The sequence below is a fragment of the Nocardiopsis protaetiae genome, from assembly GCF_045446735.1.
In the GTDB taxonomy this organism is placed as follows: Bacteria; Actinomycetota; Actinomycetes; order Streptosporangiales; family Streptosporangiaceae; genus Nocardiopsis; species Nocardiopsis protaetiae.
Genome location: NZ_JBJJBV010000042.1, coordinates 14439 through 33679 on the forward strand (window position 1 = coordinate 14439; position 19241 = coordinate 33679).

The 19241-nt window shown below is 72.1% G+C and carries 14 protein-coding genes; 9 read left to right on the top strand and 5 right to left on the bottom strand.

Going from position 1 to position 19241, the window contains the following annotated elements; genetic code table 11:
- The first annotated feature begins 43 nt into the window (after positions 1–43).
- The 4 genes from ACJOT3_RS09375 to ACJOT3_RS09390 are packed head-to-tail and all read left to right on the top strand — an operon-like array spanning position 44 to position 4345.
- Complete coding sequence (locus ACJOT3_RS09375) at positions 44–1048, top strand: ABC transporter permease (RefSeq protein WP_406970939.1); 1005 nt, start codon at positions 44–46, stop codon at positions 1046–1048.
- A complete protein-coding gene (locus ACJOT3_RS09380; protein WP_406970941.1) occupies positions 1048–2160 on the top strand; it encodes an ABC transporter permease in 1113 nt (370 codons plus the stop codon). Before ACJOT3_RS09375 ends, ACJOT3_RS09380 begins: the two co-directional genes overlap by 1 nt.
- A 2-nt stretch (positions 2161–2162) precedes the next feature.
- On the top strand, positions 2163–3248 hold the full coding sequence (locus ACJOT3_RS09385) for an ABC transporter ATP-binding protein (protein WP_406970943.1): 1086 nt from the start codon (positions 2163–2165) through the stop codon (positions 3246–3248).
- Complete coding sequence (locus tag ACJOT3_RS09390; RefSeq protein ID WP_406970945.1) at positions 3245–4345, top strand: ABC transporter ATP-binding protein; 1101 nt, start codon at positions 3245–3247, stop codon at positions 4343–4345. The genes ACJOT3_RS09385 and ACJOT3_RS09390 overlap by 4 nt, the downstream gene beginning before the upstream one ends.
- A 99-nt stretch (positions 4346–4444) precedes the next feature.
- On the opposite strand, the gene ACJOT3_RS09395 is transcribed toward ACJOT3_RS09390, so the two are convergent.
- The 3 genes from ACJOT3_RS09395 to ACJOT3_RS09405 all read right to left on the bottom strand — a co-directional run bounded on the left by ACJOT3_RS09395 (position 4445) and on the right by ACJOT3_RS09405 (position 7678).
- Positions 4445–5338, bottom strand: coding sequence for a 3-methyladenine DNA glycosylase (locus tag ACJOT3_RS09395; RefSeq protein ID WP_406970947.1), 894 nt, complete (start codon positions 5336–5338; stop codon positions 4445–4447).
- Positions 5339–5360: 22 nt separating this feature from the next.
- Complete coding sequence (locus ACJOT3_RS09400; protein ID WP_406970949.1) at positions 5361–7124, bottom strand: coiled-coil domain-containing protein; 1764 nt, start codon at positions 7122–7124, stop codon at positions 5361–5363.
- 128 nt (positions 7125–7252) lie between these two features.
- Positions 7253–7678, bottom strand: a complete 426-nt coding sequence (locus ACJOT3_RS09405) for a hypothetical protein (RefSeq protein ID WP_406970951.1) — start codon at positions 7676–7678, stop codon at positions 7253–7255.
- A gap of 168 nt (positions 7679–7846) precedes the next feature.
- Here ACJOT3_RS09405 and ACJOT3_RS09410 point away from each other — a divergent pair, with 168 nt between their 5' ends.
- Positions 7847–9271, top strand: coding sequence for an aldehyde dehydrogenase family protein (locus tag ACJOT3_RS09410; protein WP_406970953.1), 1425 nt, complete (start codon positions 7847–7849; stop codon positions 9269–9271).
- A gap of 86 nt (positions 9272–9357) precedes the next feature.
- Here the strand turns inward: ACJOT3_RS09410 and ACJOT3_RS09415 are convergent, their stop codons facing one another.
- Entirely contained in the window at positions 9358–10395 is a 1038-nt protein-coding gene (locus ACJOT3_RS09415) for a trypsin-like serine peptidase (protein ID WP_406970955.1), read from the bottom strand.
- Positions 10396–10634: 239 nt separating this feature from the next.
- Positions 10635–12278, bottom strand: coding sequence for an alpha/beta fold hydrolase (locus ACJOT3_RS09420; protein ID WP_406970957.1), 1644 nt, complete (start codon positions 12276–12278; stop codon positions 10635–10637).
- Positions 12279–12725: 447 nt separating this feature from the next.
- Here ACJOT3_RS09420 and dxr point away from each other — a divergent pair, with 447 nt between their 5' ends.
- From dxr to ACJOT3_RS09440, 4 genes are all read left to right on the top strand, one after another.
- Complete coding sequence (gene dxr / locus ACJOT3_RS09425) at positions 12726–13973, top strand: 1-deoxy-D-xylulose-5-phosphate reductoisomerase (RefSeq protein ID WP_406970959.1); 1248 nt, start codon at positions 12726–12728, stop codon at positions 13971–13973.
- A gap of 21 nt (positions 13974–13994) precedes the next feature.
- Positions 13995–15356, top strand: a complete 1362-nt coding sequence (locus ACJOT3_RS09430; protein ID WP_406970961.1) for a M50 family metallopeptidase — start codon at positions 13995–13997, stop codon at positions 15354–15356.
- 351 nt (positions 15357–15707) lie between these two features.
- Positions 15708–16868, top strand: a complete 1161-nt coding sequence (ispG, locus tag ACJOT3_RS09435) for a flavodoxin-dependent (E)-4-hydroxy-3-methylbut-2-enyl-diphosphate synthase (protein ID WP_406970963.1) — start codon at positions 15708–15710, stop codon at positions 16866–16868.
- A gap of 486 nt (positions 16869–17354) precedes the next feature.
- The gene (locus ACJOT3_RS09440; RefSeq protein ID WP_406970965.1) at positions 17355–18839 is read left to right on the top strand and encodes an amino acid permease; all 1485 of its coding nucleotides are present in this window, start codon (positions 17355–17357) and stop codon (positions 18837–18839) included.
- The last annotated feature ends 402 nt before the right edge of the window (positions 18840–19241 follow it).

Sequence of the window (19241 nt, forward strand, 5' to 3'; positions counted from 1 at the left end):
CGGCGGGGAAAGCCTCACTCTCCACTGGCGAAAGGCGGCGAAGGTGCTGCGTTTCATCGTCAGGCGTACCCTGCAGCTGATCCCGACCCTGGGCGGTCTGTCGATCCTGCTGTTCATCTGGCTCCAACGCCTACCCGGCGGACCGGAGTACGCCCTCCTCCCCGACGACGCGACCGCTGAGCAGCGGGCCCAGCTGCGTCGTTCCCTCGGCCTGGACGAACCTCTCACCGTCCAGTACGTGAGGTTCCTGCGCAACATCCTCCAAGGCGACCTGGGGACCTCCCTACAGACCGGACGCCCGGTCATGGAGGAGTTCTTCACCCGCTTCCCGGCCACGTTCGAACTGTCGGTCACCGCGATCCTCATGGCGGTCACCGTCGGCATCCCGCTCGGCTACCTGGCCGCCCGCCGCCGCGGCGGAATCCTGGACTTCGCCGCCGTCGGCGGCTCCCTCATCGGCATCTGCACGCCGGTGTTCTTCCTGGCCTTCATCCTCAAGGTGATCTTCGCCGAACGCCTGGGCGTGTTCCCGTCGGCGTTCCGGCTCTCCCCGGGGCTGAGCCGCACCGACCTGAGCGGGTTCGTCGTCCTGGACGGCCTGCGCACGGGCGAGCTCGACGTCGTGTGGGACGCCCTGATGCACCTGGCGCTGCCGGGGCTGGCGCTGGCCTCCATCCCGCTGGCGGTGATCGTCCGCATGACCCGGGCCAGCGTCCTGGAGGTCCTGGACGAGGACTACGTGCGCACCGCGAACGCCAAGGGCCTGTACCGCCGAACGGTGCGCGGCCGCCACGTGCTGCGCAACGCGATGCTGCCGGTCGTCACCGCCATCGGCCTGCTCACCGGAAGCCTGTTCGCCGGCGCGGTCCTCACCGAGAGCGTGTTCGCGTTCCCGGGGGTGGGCTCGTTCGTGTACGTGGCGACCCAGACCCGCGACTACCCGGTCCTGACCGGGTTCATCCTGCTCATCGCCACCATGTACGTGCTGATCAACCTGCTGGTGGACATCTCCTACAGCCTCCTCGACCCGAGAGTGCGGGCCCAGTGATGCCGACGACACCGAACGCGCAGAACCCGTCGGACGACGCGGACACCCCGGACCCCGGCACCACCGAGGCCGACACCACCGAGACCACCGACCCCACCGGCACCACCGACCCCACCGAGACCGCCAAGGCCGGCACCAAGACCGGCACCTCCCTCCTCACCCGCAAGGCCGACAGGATCGACCGCCTCGCGGAGCTCATGGGCCCCCGCGACGACGGCTCCGGCGGCGCCGGCATCTGGCGCACGGCGTTCCGCCGCCTGCGCCGCAGCCCCATGGCGATCTCCGGCGCGGTCATCGTCGCCGTGTTCATCCTGATCGCCCTGTTCTCCCCGCTCATCGCCCCCTACTCGGCCACCGCGCAGACCTGGGGCTCGGAGGTCTTCCCCAACCAGAACATCTTCGTCGGCCCGCGCGCCGAGAACTGGCTGGGCCTGGACAACCTGGGCCGCGACCAGTTCTCCCGCATGGTCATCGGCGCCCGCCAGACCCTCCTGGTCGGCGTCGTGGCGACCCTGGTCGGGTTCGGCGTCGGCGCCCTGCTCGGCGGCACCGCCGGTGCCGCGGCCACCCTGGGCGGGCGCTGGGGCAGGACCCTGGACAACGCCATCATGCGCGTCATCGACATGATGCTGGCGCTGCCCACCCTGCTGCTGGCGGTCACCGTGGCGGCCCTGATCGGGGCCAGCCTCACCACGGTCATGCTCGCGGTCGGCATCGCCCAGGTGCCGATCTTCGCCCGCCTGCTGCGCGGCGCGATGATCGCCCAGGGCAACCGCGACTACGTGCTCGCCGCCCGGGCCCTGGGCGTACGCAAGCACAAGATCGCCCTCTCGCACATCCTGCCCAACTCCCTGGGCCCGGTCATCGTGCAGTCCACGCTCACCCTGGCCACCGCCATCATCGACGCGGCGGCCCTGTCCTACCTGGGCCTGGGCAACCCCGACCCGTCCTACCCCGAGTGGGGGACGATGCTCGCCGACGCGCAGCGGTTCCTCTCCAGCGCTCCCCAGCTGGCCGTCTACCCGGCCCTGGGCATCATCATCACCGCGCTGGGCTTCACCCTGCTCGGTGAGGCGATGCGCGAGGCCCTCGACCCGAAGCTGAGGAAGTAAGCATGGGTTCCAGCACACCGCTGCTCGCGGTCGAAGATCTGTCCGTCGTGTTCGACGGCCGCGGCTCCGGCGAGGTCCGGGCCGTGGACGGGGTCTCGTTCACCCTGGAGGAGGGCCGGGTCACCGGCCTGGTGGGGGAGTCCGGCTGCGGCAAGAGCGTCACCTCCCTGGCCCTGATGGGCCTGCTCCCGTCCCGGGGCGTGAAGGTCGGCGGCTCCGCCGTCCTGCGCACCGGCGACACCGAGGCGGACCTGCTCAAGCTGTCCCCCAGGCGCATGCGCGACCTGCGCGGCTCCCAGCTGGCGATGATCTTCCAGGACCCGCTCAGCTCCCTGAACCCGGTGGTCCCCATCGGCCGCCAGGTCACCGAGATCCTCACCCGGCACCGGGGCCTGCGCGGTTCGGCCGCCGACAAGGAGGCCGCCGACCTGCTGTACCGGGTGGGCATCCCCGACCCCAAGCGGCGCCTCAGGGAGTACCCGCACCAGCTCTCCGGCGGTATGCGCCAGCGCGCCCTCATCGCCATGGCGGTGGCCTGCCGCCCCCGGGTGATGATCGCCGACGAGCCCACCACCGCGCTGGACGTCACCATCCAGGCCCAGATCCTCGAACTCCTCAAGGACCTGGTCACCGAGGAGGGCACCGCCCTGCTCATGATCACCCACGACCTGGGCGTGGTGGCGGGCCTGTGCGACGACATCAACGTCCTGTACGCGGGCCGCGCGGTGGAGACCGCCCCGCGCGCGCCCCTGTTCGCGGACCCCACCCACCCCTACACGGTGGGCCTGCTCGGGTCGATCCCCCGGCTCGACGCCCCGCGCGGTGAGCCGCTGACCCCGATCCGCGGGTCGGTCAACGACAACATCGCCTGGGCCGACGGGTGCGCGTTCGCGCCCCGCTGCGACCACTACACCCTGGACTGCCTCCAGGGGCCGCCGGAGCTGGTCCGCCTGGGCACCGACGGCACCACCGGCGCCGAAGGCGCTCACACGCACCGCTGCGTCAACCCCATCCGGCACGCGGACGTGGTGGACCGGGTCGTTCTGGAGAGCCCGTCCGTGGTGGGCGACGAGGAGGAGAGGGCATGAGCCTGTTGCGGATCGAGGACCTCAAGGTCCACTTCCCGATCAGACGGGGCGTCGTGTTCGACCGCACCGTCGGCCACGTGTACGCGGTGGACGGCGTCAGCCTGAGCATCGAACGCGGCAGCACCTACGGCCTGGTGGGCGAGTCCGGCTGCGGCAAGACCACCCTGGGCCGGGCGGTGCTGCGCCTGGTCGACATCACCTCCGGCTCCGTCGTCCACGACGGCCGCGACCTGGCCACCCTGGGCGGCGAGGAGATGCGCAGGGAGCGCCGCAACCTCCAGATGGTGTTCCAGGACCCGCTGGGCAGCCTCAACCCCCGGCAGAACATCGGCTCCATCCTCATGGAGGGGCTGGAGACCCACGGCATCGGCGGCCCCTCCGACGAGGAGGCCGCGTCGATGTCCGCCAAGGAGCGCCGGGCCGCCACCCGCGAGGACCGGCGGCGCCGGGTCGTCGACGCCCTGGAACGGGTCGGCCTGTCCGCCAAGGCGCTGGACCGCTACCCGCACGAGTTCTCCGGCGGCCAGCGCCAGCGCATCGGCATCGCCCGCGCCCTCGTGCTGGAGCCCGACCTCATCATCTGCGACGAACCCGTGTCGGCGCTGGACGTGTCCATCCAGGCGCAGGTCCTCAACCTGCTGGAGGAACTCCAGGAGGAGCTTGGCCTGACCTACCTCGTCATCGCCCACGACCTGGCGGTGGTCCGCCACGTCAGCGACACGGTGGGCGTGATGTACCTGGGGTCCCTGGTGGAGGAGGCGCCCAGCGACGCCCTCTACGAGACGCCGCTGCACCCCTACACCCGGTCGCTGATGTCGGCGGTGCCCGTCCCCGACCCCACGGTCGAGGACACCCGCGAACGCATCCTCCTGGCGGGCGACCTGCCCTCGCCCGCGAACCCGCCCGCGGGCTGCCGGTTCCACACCCGCTGCCCCTGGCGGCAGGAGGAGCTGTGCGACACCGACCGCCCGGAGCTGCGGCCGCTCAACGGCGGCGAGCACCGGGTGGCCTGCCACCACGCGGAGAGGATCCTGTCGGGGGAGATCCTGCCGAGCGAGGAGCGCGCCGAGCGCATCGTGCACGGTTCCGCGGGATGACCCCGTGTCCGGCGGCGGGCGGGGAGAGCGCGCCCGCCGCCGGACACGGCCCCACACTCGGATCGCCGTCCGCGCCGTCGTTCCAGGGCGGCCTCTTGTTCAGGCGGCGGCCGCGCGCAGGGCGCGGCACACGTCCAGCAGCCGCCCGCGCAGCACCGCGCCGCGCTCGGCGAACCCCTCCTGGTGGTCCATGTACTCGGCCTTGCCCTCGGCCGTCTCGATCCGCACCGGCGTGTACCCCCACTCCGCCAGGTCGTACGGGGAGGCCCGCATGTCCAGCTCCCGGATCTGGCGGGACAGCTCGAAGCAGTCCACCACCAGCTCCGACGGCACCGCCGGGGACAGCTTGTACGCCCACTTGTACAGGTCCATGTTGGCGTGCAAACAGCCCGGCTGGTCCAGCTCGGCCTGCGCCTCGCGTGTGGGCTGGAGCGTGTTGAGCGGCCGCGCCGGTTCGGTGAAGAACCGGAACGCGTCGAAGTGCGAGCACCGGATCCGGTGCGACTCCACCACCCGGTCGGTCCCCTCGGCCCCCAGCCTCAGCGGCACCTGCCCGTGCCGCACCTCCCGGGTGCGGTACACCATCGCCCATTCGTGCAGCCCGAAACACCCCAGGTGGGCGGGCCGGGAGGCGACCGCCGACAGCAGCCCCTCCACGAACCCGACCACCGGCCGGGCCGCCAGGAACGCCGCCGCGTCCAGCCCCACACCCTCCGGGACGGCCACCGCGAACCGCTCCTTGAGCCGCTCCCGCGCGCCCTCCCCGGCGAGCACCGCGCCCACCCCGGGGTCCCAGCGCCGCAGTCGGGCGGGCTTGAGGTTGTAGTAGGTGAACAGGAAGTCCTCCACCGGGTGGCGCTCGCCCGCACGGCGGCGCCGCAGGTGGTCGGCGGTCAGCGCGTCCACCCGCTCCTCGTGGCGGCGGGCGCGCCCGCGCCACGTCTCCTCCGCCAGTACCTCCACGGCCCGTACGGCCCCGGTGCTCGTTCCCATCACGGGCCCAGGGTATGCGGCGTCAGTTGGACTGCTGCACCGGCAGGTGGCGCCCCAGGTACCCGATGTACACCCGGTTGGTGGTCCCGGGCCCCAGGTCGGGGAAGAAGTACAGCCGCGGGCAGATCCCGTACTCGATGTCGAGCTTGATGTGCGCGTACATCGGCACCCGCCCGGCGGGGTGGACGTCCTCCGGCACCCGGAAGAACCGCTTCTCGTTGAGCTTGCCCCGGTTGCGGACGTGGTCGGACTCCTGCGACGCCAACCGCTTGACGGGGATCACCCGGTACCCGTCGGGGTTCTCCTTGAGGTAGGAGTGGAACCCCAGCCCCCGGTCGGGGTTGTCGAACTGGTAGCGGGCGTAGTCGTTGAGGGCGAGCAGGGCCTCCCAGGCCCGGGTCACCCACAGCGACTCCTTGCGGCTGTCGGACAGCTCGTACACCGTCTGGTCCTCGATGGTGAAGTACAGGTGCGGCAGCGCGGTGTCGTCGGTGATCCGCTCCAGCAGCTCGGACACGCTGTGCGGAGGCCGCCGGGCCGGGTCGCGCGGGGCGGGGGCGGCGGCCAGCCGGAACAGCCCGGCCTCGCGGGCCTGTTCGCGCAGCCACCGGATCTCGTAGCGGGCGCCGCGCAGCCGCCCGCGCTCCCCGTCCAGCTCCTCGGCCAGGTCGGCGGTCTCGGCGAGCAGCTGGCGGCGCTCCTCGGACAGCTCCGCGATCCGCTCGCTCTGCCGGGTGACCTCCTCCTTGAGGCGCTGCACCTGGAGCTCCAGGGCCTTGAGCTCCTGGGCGGCGGCCAGCTCCGCGGCCTGCCCCGGGTCACCCGCCGGGTGCGCCCCGGCCACCCCGGGGGCCACCCCGGTCTCGGGGGTGGGGGCGCGGCGCAGGTCCTCGGTCTCCTCGTCCAGCAGGGCGTCCACCGCGGGGAGGGGGTCGGGCAGTGTGATCTCCAGGGCGTTCTCCCGCACCCGCCGCGACAGCGCCGCCCCCACCCAGTTGCGGATGCGCTCGCCGTCGCGGGCGGTGTCCAGGGTGGTCGGGCTCATCCGGGGGTGCCGGGAGGGGTCGCCCTCGACGCCGGGTAAGAACGTCCGCACCCCGCCCGAGGGGATGTCCATCCCGGCGGGGAGCAGGTGCACGATCCGTTCCTGGGCCGCGGAGTCCAGCACGTACACCGAGCCCATGCCGGTACATCGGGACAGGGCGGCGGCCATGGCGGTGCGCCAGTCCGCGACGGTGACGTCGCCGGGGGCGCCGGTCGCCAGCACCGCGAGTCTTCGCTCCGGGTCGCGGATCGCGGACACCAGCGCGTCCATCAGGGTGTCGTCGCGGCCGCGCACGATCACCGGTGCCGGGGGCACCCGGTGGCCGCCGTCGTGGGCGGGCAGGGCGTCCAGCAGCATCCGCGCGGCCTCGGGCGGCATGATGTCGAGCCGGGGCTGCTCGGAGGCTCCCGCGGTGTCCACGGTCATGTCGAGCCACAGGTACCGCCACGGCGACAGCTCCGGGTCCACGACGACGGTGACGACCGTCCGCCACACCCCGTCGGGTTTGTCGGACTCGGTGGTCAGCCGCAGGAAGGACAGGCCCTCCTCGGGGTTGTCGTGCCGCACCACCAGCGCCCGGGAGCGGTTGCTCAGCTCATAGCGCCCCGAGGCGGTGAAGTCCACGCGCGCTCCGGAGTTCCCCCGTTTGCTCAGCCACCGGGACAACACGACCGACGCGGTGGCGATGGGGTCCCCGTGGTCCTCCGGGACCGCGATGAGCGTGCGGTAGACAAGCGGCAATGGGCACTCCCGGGCTTCCGTCGTCGGCGGCGGACCCGAGGACCCGACCCGAACGCGCCGGTAGAGCCCTCACCACCACTGTGTACGAAAGAACACTCCGGCGCCAGTCGGGCGACCGAAGGTGGTCTTCACCGGGTCCCGTCGCCCAGGGTGTACCCGTCCTCGCCCCAGGGAATCTCGGCGTCGTCGGCGTGAACGTGCCAGTGGGCGTCGGGCAGGGCGCGCCGCATCCGGGTGAGGGCGTCCAGGTAGTGGCGCAGCTGGGCGAGGAGGGGCTCGACCCCGCAGACCGGCGGCGGCATCTTGCTGGATCCGGCCAGCACCTGCCCGTCGGAGAGGTGTTCCTCCTCATAGAGCCACAGCCCCTCGAAGACCTCCGCCGGCGACCGGTACCCCAGGGGCACCTCCCCGGTCTCGTGCCAGGTCGGGAACAGCTCCAGGGCCTCCTCCCGCAGGGCCCGCTCGCCCTCGTCCACCAGGCGTTCGACGGTCGCGCGCTCCTCCGCGGTCAACGGGGTGCCGCGCTTGGCGCTGTAGTAGAGGGAGACGCCCACGGGCGGGCCTTTCGTCAGAGCACGCGTGCGTGCGATGGGGTGTGCGGTGAGCCGTACGGGACGACCCTAGAAGACGGGACCGACATGCTCCATTGCGGCCAATCCGCCGTGTCGTCCTGGCAAGTCTGGACAAGGCGTGAACGGTGCCCGGGCACTAGCGTCCCTTCCATGTCCACGCACCCGTTCTGGCTGGCCGGCACCGCCGCGACCGGCGACAGCGAACTCACCGTCGTCAACCCCTACACCGGCCAGGTCGCGGGCCGGGTCTCCGTGCCCACCGCCGACCAGGTCGAACAGGCCGTCACCGCCGCGCACACCGCGGCGGCCCAGGCCGCCGCGCTGCCCGCGCACGCCAAGGCCGCCGCCCTCGACCACATCTCGCGCCGCATCGGCGAACGCGCCGAGGAGATCGCGCAGACGATCACCGCGGAGAGCGGCAAGCCCATCAAGTGGGCCCGGGTCGAGGCCGCCCGCGCCGTGTCCGTGTTCCGCTGGGCCGCCGAGGAGGCGCGCCGCGACAGCGGGGAGCTCCAGCGCCTGGACACCGACGCCGGCGGCACCGGCCGGATGGCCCTGGTCCGCCGGGTCCCGCACGGCCCGGTGCTCGGCATCTCGCCGTTCAACTTCCCGCTGAACCTGGTCGCCCACAAGATCGCCCCGGCGATCGCGGTCGGCGCCCCCATCATCCTCAAGCCCGCCCCGGCCACCCCGATGACCGCGCTGCTGCTGGGCGAGATCATCGCCGAGACCGACCTGCCCGCCGGCACGGTCTCGGTGCTGCCGATGCCCAACGACCTGGCCGGACGCCTCATCGACGACGCCCGCCTCCCGGTCATCTCCTTCACCGGCGGCGCGTTCGGCTGGGAGATCCAGAAGCGCGCCCCGCACAAGCACGTCACCCTGGAGCTGGGCGGCAACGCCGCGGCCGTGGTGCTCGACGACGCCGACCTGGACTGGGCGTCCTCGCGCGTCGCCCTGTTCGGCAACAACCAGGCCGGCCAGGTCTGCATCGGCGTGCAGCGGGTCGTCGTCACCGACGCCGTGTACGACGGGTTCGTGGCGCGCCTGGTCGAGAAGGTGGAGGCGCTGGGCACCGGCGACCCCGCCGACGAGGGCACCGACGTGGGCCCGCTGGTGAACGAGGCCGCCGCGGTCCGCGTCCAGGAGTGGGTGGAGGAGGCCGTGGCGGGCGGTGCCGAGCTGCTCACCGGCGGCACCCGCGACGGTGTGACCGTCGCGCCGACGGTGCTGGCCGAGGCCCCCGCCGACAGCCGGGTGATGCGCCAGGAGGTGTTCGGCCCGGTGCTGGTGCTTCAGCGGGTCGCCGACACCGACGCCGCCTTCGCCGCGGTCAACGACAGTGACTTCGGCCTCCAGGCGGGTGTGTTCACCCGCGACCTGCCGACCGCGTTCCGCGCCCACCGGGAGCTGGAGGTGGGCGGTGTGATCATCGGCGACGTGCCGACCTTCCGCGCCGACCAGATGCCGTACGGCGGGGTCAAGGGCTCGGGCGTGGGCCGCGAGGGCGTGCGCGCGGCCATGACCGACCTGACCTACGAGCGGGTCCTGGTGCTCACCGGCATCAGCCTGTGAGTCCTCCCCGGCGCCCTGCGCCGGGGGAAAGGGGAGAGCGCGGCGCTCCGAGGGACGGGGCACCGCGCTCTTTCCGTTCGGTCGGCCTACAGTCCGGCCGCGTGGTCGTACAGCTTGCGGGCCTCCGCGCCGAACCGCGGACCGAACTGGGTCCGCCGGTCGTTGGCGTACTTGAAGCTCACCACCGAGGACACCGTGCCCACCCCCGTCTTGGGATCGAACCCGGTCAGCCACGGCCCGCCGCTGGAGCCCTGCGTCATCCCGCAGCGCATCCCGTTGGCGGTGGTCCCGCCGGTGTCGGCGCGGGTGCGGCCCGAACAGTAGTGCAGCTCACGGCCGTTGTACGGGGACGCCGCCGGGTACCCGAACGAGTACACCTGCACCCCGTCGCGCACCTGCGCGTCCGTCCACGTGTCGAACGCGATCCGCTGCGCGCCCACCCGGTCCTGCACGGTCCGGCCGCCCTCGGTGTTCACCACCGCGACCGCGAAGTCGTAGCTGTCGTCGGCCCGCCTGGACCACTCCGGCGACACCAGCAGGTCGCGGGCGGTGTAGCGGCCGTGGGGCGAGGACCTGTCGCTGAACCCGGGCACGAACGTCCAGTTGCGCGCCCAGGAGCCGGTCCCGTCCTTGGCGCAGTGCCCGGCGGTGACGACGGTGCTCCGGTTGGGGGAGTCCACCACCGACGCCGAACACGTGAAGTCGCGCCCGTCCATGGTCAGGAACACCTTGCCGGTGGTGCGCACGACCCGGCCGCCCGCGGTCCACTTGTCCCCGGTGCTGTCGTCGCGCGGGGCGGCCTGGTGCTCGGGTGCGGGGCGGGGGACGACCCCCTGCGCGTCGGGGAGGGTCTGGGCGAGCAGTTCGGTGATGGGGCGGGCGGCGGCCATGCGCTCGGGGGTCCAGTAGGACAGCACGGCCCGGTGCTGTTCGGGGGTGGCCGCCGCGCTCTGCCGTACCACCCCGTCGGCCTCGTCGAGGGCGGCGTGCGCCTCGTGGAGGCGTTCGGGGACGGTGCCGGCCTGTGCGGGTTCGGGCATCCGGTCGGCGTAGACGAGGCCGCCGACGGCGAGGGCCGCCGCGGCGAGGGCGGCCAGGAGTTTGTGCGCGGTGGACGAGGTCATGGACCGCATTTTTGCACACATGAAGTAATCGCATGACTACTTTGGGTTTGTGTCCGTGGCCTTTCGGGAAAACGCGAACGGCCGCCTCCGGTACGGGGGCCGTATCGGAGGCGGCCGGGGCGGTCGCGCCGTGCCGCGGGAGCGGTGCGGGGCACCGCCGGTCCGGACAATCCGGTTTCCGGTCCCGCGTCCGGCGGGGTTCGCGGCGGTGCCACAAACCCCGCCGGAGCGGTCCGGGGTCAGGCGAAGGGGATGGTGATCCGGGTGGGCTCGGCCTCGGGCGAGGTCACCGTCACCCGGTTCCCGATCGTGCTCTCACTGCCGTACCGCAGGTCGCGGGTGTCCACCACGACCGACAGCCGGTGCCCGGCGGGCACGTCCCACACCACCGGCGACAGCTCGGTCGTCACGGTCACCGGCTGCCCCGGGACCGCGTCGCGCAGCGTGTAGGGGGCGTGCGACAGCAGCGCGCCCCGGCCGTGGGAGTCGATCGCGTACAGGTACACGAACACCGACTGCTTCTTGGCCGTGGGCGTGAACGTGAACGTCGCCTCCGGCGTGCCCGCCACCCGCGCGCCGTTCGGGTAGGCCGCGCTCGACCACACCCCGGCCCGGTACCGGTCCACGGTGGGCAGCAGAACGCCGGTGGGCACGTCGAAGAACTGCTGGAGGGCGCCGCTCAGCATCACGGTCCCGCTCTCCGCCGTCGTGCCGATCCCGGTGCGCACCCCGTAGCTCCACCCGGTGGCGGGGTCGGCGCCCATCGCGCCGCTGTTCTGCCAGCGGGCCCAGTCCGTGCTGGGCTTGCCCAGGTAGAAGGTCTGCTCGCCGCCGGTCACCGACTCCCAGTCCGGGTGCGAGGTCCAGGCCCCGCGCCCGTTGTTGGGCTTGACCATGACCGGGTCGGCGGTCCCGACGCCGTTGTCCTCGCCCTTGAGGTGGTGGTCGAACCAGTCGCCGACCCCCGCCCAGACCTCGTCGGGCAGCCCGGCCGCGCCGAAGATCTCCTGGGTGGCGTGGTCGCCGGGGGCGACCATGAGCCGCTTGGGGCCGGTCAGCTCGCCGTAGAAGTCGGTGATGTGCCCGACCGGGAACATGCCGTCGTTCCAGCCGTGGGCCATCATCACGGCGGTGCCGTTGGCGTTGAGCCGGTCGACCTTGGTGGCGGCGGACCGGTCGGGCGCCATGTCCAGCGCGGGCCGGATGTCGCCGCGGCGGTAGGCGCGCTCCACGTTCTGGAGCGTCTCGCCCTTGCGGCCGGTGAGCGCGGCCGCGCCCAGCAGCAGCTCGGCGGACTGCACGTCGACCGTGTGGTTGGGGTACAGCGACTCCTGGAGGTCGGCCCAGCCGCTGAGCGAGGCCACCGCCCTGATCCGGTCGTCCTCGGCCGCGGTGAGCAGGCTGATGCCGCCGCCGTAGGAGATCCCGGCCATGCCGATGCGGTCGGGGTCGGCGTCGGTGTTCTCCAGGGCCCAGTCGATGACGGCGCTCGCGTCGCCCCGGTCCTGCGGCCCGGCGACCTCGATGCCGCCGCCGGAGTCCCAGAAGCCGCGGGAGGAGTAGGTGACGACCTGGTAGCCGGACTCCTGGGCGAGCCGGGCGCCCGCGCCGACGTACAGCAGGTGCGGGGTGGCCCAGGCGGACGGCATGACCAGCAGGGGGTGCGGGCCCTCGACGCCGGTGGGGGTGATGACCTTGGCCTTGAGCTTGGTGCCGTCGTGACTGGTGATGGTCACGTAGCGGATCTGGGAGCCGACCGCCGCGGCGGCCGGGGCGGGGGTCAGCAGGACGGCGGCCAGAATGGCCGCCACCAGGCCCGACAGCAGCCGGACGGGGGCGGGCCGGCGCAGCGGGGGAGAGGGGCGTGGGGTCTGGGAACGCATGTGTCGGGAACCTCGGGGGAGCAGGGGACGGGAGGTTTCCGATGGGTCGTCGCGCCACCGAGGGCCATCGGGGGAGGGGCCGGCGGTCGGACCGGCCGGGGGTCGCGGGGGCAGGGTGACGGGACGGAAGGAAGGGATGGAGTGACGGGGGTCGCAAGTAACTGTGAGGTAACTTACTCACCGGTTAAGTTAGGTCAGCGGGCGCCGCTTGTAAAGACCCCGTGAACCCGCGGTTCCCGTTGCCTTGCGGGGCAGGGCCGGCGGCCGCCCCGGGGCCGTCCGGTGTGCCTTCCGTTCCTCGGCCCCCGGGTGCGCGGCGTCCGGTCCGGTCCCGTCCGGTGTCCGCTCCGCGGTGGCCCGGCGTCCGCTCCGCGGCCGCCCCGGCGCCGGGTTCCGAGTTGTCCACAGCCCCCGGCGGCGGCGCCCGGCTTGCGCGACAATGGGGGGGTGCGACAAGAACAGCAGCGAACCGTAGTCCTCCTCGGCTCCACCGGCTCGATCGGCACCCAGGCCCTGGACCTCGTCCACCGCAACCCCGACCGCTTCCGCGTCGCCGGACTGGCCGCCGGGGGCGGCCGGGTGGACCTGCTCGCCAAGCAGGCCGCCGAGTTCGACGTGCCACGGGTGGCGGTCGCCGACCCGGCCAAGGCCGACGAGCTCCGCCGGGCCCTGGCCGGGCACGGCTCCCGCGCCACCGTGCTCGCCGGGCCCGAGGGCGTCGCCGAGCTCGCCGCCGAGCCCTGCGACGTCGTCCTCAACGGCATCACCGGGGCCCTGGGCCTGGAGTCCACCCTCGCCGCGCTGCGCGCCGGGACCACCCTGGCGCTGGCCAACAAGGAGTCCCTCATCATCGGCGGGCCCCTGGTCCGCGAGCTGGCCAGGCCCGGCCAGATCGTCCCCGTCGACTCCGAGCACTTCGCCCTCGCCCAGTGCTTCCCCCACCTCCCGGAGGGCGAACTGCGCAGCCTCGCCCAGGGGCACGTCACCGCCCGCCGCGACGAGGTGCGCCGCCTGGTCGTCACCGCCAGCGGCGGCCCCTTCCGCGGCCGCCGCCGGGAGGAGCTGGAGCGCGTCACCCCCGCCGACGCGCTCGACCACCCCACCTGGAGCATGGGGCCGGTCATCACTGTCAACTCCGCGACCCTGGTCAACAAGGGCCTGGAGGTCATCGAGGCCAGCCTGCTGTTCGACATCCCCTTCGACCGCATCGACGTCGTCGTGCACCCGCAGTCGATCGTCCACTCGATGGTCGAGTACGTGGACGGGTCCACCATCGCCAAGGCCAGCCCGCCCAGCATGATGATCCCCATCGCCTACGGCCTGAGCGCCCCCGACCGCGTCCCCGACGCCGCCCCCGGCATGGACTGGACCCGGGCCCAGACCTGGACCTTCGAGCCGCTGGACCACGAGGCCTTCCCCGCCGTCCGGCTGGCCTGCGAGGTCGGCGAGGCGGGCGGCACCGCCCCGGCCGTGTACAACGCCGCCAACGAGGAGGCCGTCGACGCCTTCCTCGCCGGAAACCTCGCGTTCCCGGCGATCCTGGACACCGTCGCACGGGTAGTCTCTGAGCATCAGCGAACGGAGCGCACCGGTGAAGCGTCCCAACGACCAGGGGGCCTCACCCTCGACGACGTGTACGCCGCTGACGGATGGGCCCGTACCCGAGCGCGCGAACTGGTCGCACGCCGGGCCTGACACCGGTGTAGGGAGAGATGCATGGTCCTGCTGCTGACCGTGGTCGGGATCGTCGTGTTCGTGCTGGGCCTGCTGTTCTCGATCGCCTGGCACGAGCTCGGCCACCTGAGCACCGCCAAGATGTTCGGCATCAAGTGCACCGAGTACATGGTCGGGTTCGGCAAGACCCTCTGGTCGTTCCGCCGCGGTGAGACCGAGTACGGGATCAAGGCCGTCCCCCTGGGCGGCTACGTCCGCATGGTCGGGATGATGCCGCCGGCGCGCGGACCCGTCGACGACAGCGGCCGCAGGCTCTCCCGCTGGCGCGCCATGGCCGAGGACGCCCGCGAGGCCTCCTACGTGGAGCTCGGGCCGCAGGACCAGGACCGGCAGTTCTACCAGCGCGCCCCCTGGAAGCGCCTCATCGTCATGTTCGCCGGGCCCGGCATGAACGTCATCCTGGCGGCCATCCTGCTCGGCGTGCTCTTCATGGGCATCGGCGTCCCCCAGCAGACCACCCAGATCGGCGTGGTCAACGAGTGCGTGGTCTCCGCCGAGATCGAGAAGGAGGTCGACTCCTGCGAGGGCCTGCCGCCCACCCCGGCCCTGGAGGCGGGGCTGCGCGCGGGCGACGTCATCGTCGAGGTCGACGGACAGCCGACCCCGGGGTGGAACGACGCCAACCAGCTCATCCGCTCCTCGCTGGGGCCCACCGAGATCGTGGTCGAGCGCGACGGCGAGCGGATCCCGGTCACCGTCAGGATCATCGAGAACGAGCTCCCGGCCCGCGACGCCGACGGCGGCTTCATCTACGAGACCGACGACGACGGCGACCCGATCACCGACGACCAGGGCTTCCCCGTCTACAAGATGGAGACGGTCGGGTTCCTGGGCATCATGTTCGCCACCGAGCGCGCCCCGCTCACCCTCGCCGAATCGGCCGGGGAGATGGGCGCCATGATGATCGGCGTCGGCGAGGCGCTCATCGCGCTGCCATCGAAGATTCCCGGAGTGTTCGCCGCCGCGTTCCTGGGCGAGGAGCGCACCGCGGACTCGCCGGTGGGCATCGTCGGCATCTCCCGCATCGGCGGCGAGATCATGGCCCAGGGGCTGCCCATCGCGGACACCGTTTCGATCATGCTCCAGATCCTGGCGGGCGTGAACCTCTTCCTGTTCGCCTTCAACATGCTGCCGATCCTGCCGCTGGACGGCGGGCACATGGCGGGGGCGATCTGGGAGTGGATCAAGCGCGGCTGGGCCAAGCTCACCCGCAAGCCCGAGCCCGCGCCGGTGGACGTGGCCATGCTGACACCGGTCGCCTACATCGTGGTGGCCTGTTTCCTGGCGTTCAGCGTGGTCCTGTTGATCGCCGACCTGTTCAACCCGGTCCGGCTGTTCGGCTGACCGCGCCCGGCCCCGGCCCCGGCCGCGGCCCCGGCCTCGGCTCAGGGCCGCGGCCGGTCCGGTCACGCCGACGCCGCCCGGCCCCGGCCGGAGCCGCCCGGAGCCGCCCGGACCCCGTCCGGTCTGCGCCGATCCGCCCCGGTGCGGGTGTTCCATGTGATGCGGGGCACCCCCCGGGGTGCGGGTAACCTGGGTGCGCGATCCGGGAACGGCGGTACGTCCCGCACGGCCGCCCCGCAAGGCGTCTCCCCGGTCGTGTGCTCCGCGCAGCGCGCCGGGCGCCTTCTCTGTGAACCGGACGAAATTCCAAGTGCCGCCCCTCCCTCCGGCGGCAGACGAGGTGAATCAAGCGTGACGACCGTCGATCTCGGCATTCCCGCCACCCCGCCGCGCCCGCTGGCGACCCGGCGCAAGACCCGGCAGATCATGGTCGGCAACGTCCCCGTGGGCGGGGACGCGCCGGTGTCCGTGCAGTCCATGACCACCACCCGCACCTCCGACATCAACGCGACCCTGCAACAGATCGCCGAGCTGACCGCCTCGGGCTGCCAGATCGTCCGGGTGGCCGTGCCCACCAACGACGACGCCGACGCCCTGCCGATCATCGCCAGGAAGTCGCAGATCCCGGTGATCGCCGACATCCACTTCCAGCCCAAGTACGTGTTCCAGGCCATCGACGCCGGCTGCGCGGCGGTGCGCGTCAACCCGGGCAACATCAAGAAGTTCGACGACAAGGTCGCCGAGATCGCCAAGGCCGCGAGCGAGGCGGGCACCCCGATCCGCATCGGCGTCAACGCCGGCTCCCTGGACAAGCGCCTGCTGGCCAAGTACGGCAAGGCCACCCCCGAGGCGCTGGTGGAATCGGCCCTGTGGGAGTGCTCCCTGTTCGAGGAGCACGGCTTCCGCGACATCAAGATCTCGGTCAAGCACAACGACCCGGTCGTGATGGTCAACGCCTACCGCCAGCTCGCCTCGGCGTGCGACTACCCGCTGCACCTGGGGGTGACCGAGGCCGGTCCCGCCTTCCAGGGCACCATCAAGTCCGCGGTCGCCTTCGGCGCCCTGCTCTCCGAGGGCATCGGCGACACCATCCGCGTCTCGCTGTCGGCGCCCCCGGCCGAGGAGGTCAAGGTCGGCGCGCAGATCCTGGAGTCCCTGGGCCTGCGCGAGCGCGGCCTGGAGATCGTGTCCTGCCCCAGCTGCGGGCGCGCCCAGGTGGACGTGTACACCCTGGCCGAGGAGGTCACCGCGGGTCTGGAGGGCCTGGAGGTGCCGCTGCGCGTGGCCGTCATGGGCTGCGTCGTCAACGGCCCGGGCGAGGCCCGCGAGGCCGACCTGGGTGTGGCCTCGGGCAACGGCAAGGGGCAGATCTTCGTCAAGGGCGAGGTCATCAAGACCGTGCCCGAGTCCAAGATCGTGGAGACCCTCATCGAGGAGGCCATGCGCATCGCCGAGGAGATGGGCGAGGCCGGGGTGGAGCCGGGCGAGCCCACCGTCGCCGTCGCCGGCTGACACCCGCCTTCCGCGCTTTCAGCGGCCGCGTCCCCGACCGGGGGCGCGGCCGTTCGTGTTGCCGGGGGCACGGTGTCGGAGCACGGTGCCGGGGCGGGGCGTCGGGCGGGAGCGCCCGGAAAGTCCGGGGAAGGGTGCCGGGGGCGAGTGCGTTACAGGTTCGGTGGGACCGTTCAGACAGGGTTGTTTCCTGTATACGTGCAGGTCACCCGTGTGCCATCACACAGTGTGATCCAATGTGGCATCGATCACGTTGATGTGCGTTTTCTTGCGCTGGAACGCATGCTTCGCGCGCGAATTCCGGATAGACGCAACGAATGTGGGTCATGTTACCCAGGTAACGCGGTTACCGTTGCTGAGGGCGTTTTCCCGCTGTTAACGGGACGAAGGGAACGCCCGTCCCCCCACACCGCACCCCATCCGGGGCACTGAAGCGTGCCCGCGCCCGGGGGGCGGTGTGTCCGCGTATGAAACAAGGAGTGACACGTGGTCGACCAGAAGACCCCCGCGAGTACCCCCGGGGTACCCGCGCGCCCGGGCGGTGCGCCCGCGCTTCGGGAGCGCCTCACCCGGCGCAAGCCGGTGGAGAAGCTCGTCGCCGAGACCGAGGGCGCCGCGGGCGCGGGCCTACAGCGGCACATGGGCTTCTGGCAGCTGTCCATGATCGGCATCGGCGCGACCCTGGGCACCGGCATCTTCGTGGTCCTGGGCGAGGCCGTGCCCGTCGCCGGACCGGCCGTCATGATCTCGTTCGTGCTCGCGGGCATCACCGCCCTGTTCTCCGCCCTGGCCTACGCCGAGATGGCGGGCATGATCCCGGCCTCCGGCTCGGCCTACTCCTACAGCTACGCCACCATCGGCGAGTTCATGGCGTGGATCTGCGGCTGGTGTCTGATGCTCACCTACGGCGTCTCCGTGGCCGCCGTCGGCGTGGGCTGGGGGCAGTACATCAACGAGCTGCTGCACCTGACCACCGGTCTCTCCCTGCCGTCCGCGGTCCTGGCCGGGCCGATGGAGGGCGGGCTGATCAACCTCCCGGCCGCCATCGTCGTCCTGCTGTCGATGTTCGCCCTGCTCGCCGGGGTGCGCGAGAGCAGCCGCGTCAACGCCGTCATGGTCGCCATCAAGATCGCCATCCTGGTGATGTTCGTGGCCATCGCCATCACCGCCATCGAGGACGGCAACTTCGCCCCCTTCATGCCCATGGGCATGGCGGGCGTCAGCGCCGCCGGCGCCACCCTGTTCTTCTCCTACATCGGGTTCGACTCGGTCTCCACCGCCAGCGAGGAGGCCAAGAACCCGCAGCGCGACCTGCCGCGCGCGATCATGTTCTCGATGATCCTGGTGACCGCCATCTACTGCCTGGTGGCCTTCGCCGCGGTCGGCGCCCTGAACTGGACCGACTTCATCGACGGCGAGACCTCGCTGGCCGGCATCCTCACCAACGTCACCGGCACCCCGATCTGGGCCGTCATCTTCGCCGCCGGCGCCGTCCTGGCCCTGGCCAGCGTCGTCCTGGTGGTCCTGTACAGCCAGACCCGCATCCTCTTCGTGATGTCGCGCGACGGCCTGATCCCCAAGGCGTTCTCCAAGGTCGACGCCAAGGGCACCCCGCGCCTGAACACGATCATCACCTCGGTGCTGATCGCGGTCCTGGCCGCGTTCATCCCGCTGGGCCCGCTCGCCGACGCCACCGCCATCGGCACCCTGTTCGCGTTCGCGCTGGTGAACGTGGCGGTGCTGGTGCTGCGCCGCAGCCGCCCCGACCTGCCCCGCGCCTTCCGGGTGCCGGGCGCGCCGGTCACCCCGATCCTGGGCGTGCTGGCCTGCGCCTACATGATGGCCAGCATGGGCGTGAGCGTGTGGGTCGCGTTCATCGTGTGGCTGGTCGTCGGCCTGGCGATCTACTTCGGCTACAGCATGAAGCGTTCCGCTCTGGAGACCGAGGACACCGTCGAGGTCCGCTCCTGACCTGAGACGGAGCCCACGGAGACGGAGCCCACGGAGGGGGTCGGGATTCCCGGCCCCCTCCGCCGTGTTCCAGGGGTGGGCGCACCGATGGGCGGCCCGACGCACGGGTTCGGGTCATATGTGCACACACGCGCAAAGAAAAGCATCAAACCGTAGAAAATGCGCAAAACATCCGATGTCCGACGCACACTTCGGACGGGGGCCGCCGCCTAGAGTGGACCCGGCTTCGCGGCCGCCCCACCAGCGGTGATGCGGCCCACACAAGACCGGTACCGGCACCGGCACCGGGATCCGACGGGAGGAGGAGCGGATGGCACGGCGGACCCTGCGCGTGGCCCTGGACCAGGGCACCGGCCGCAGCGGCGACCCCGTCGACGCCCTGGCCCGCCTCTCCGACCGGGC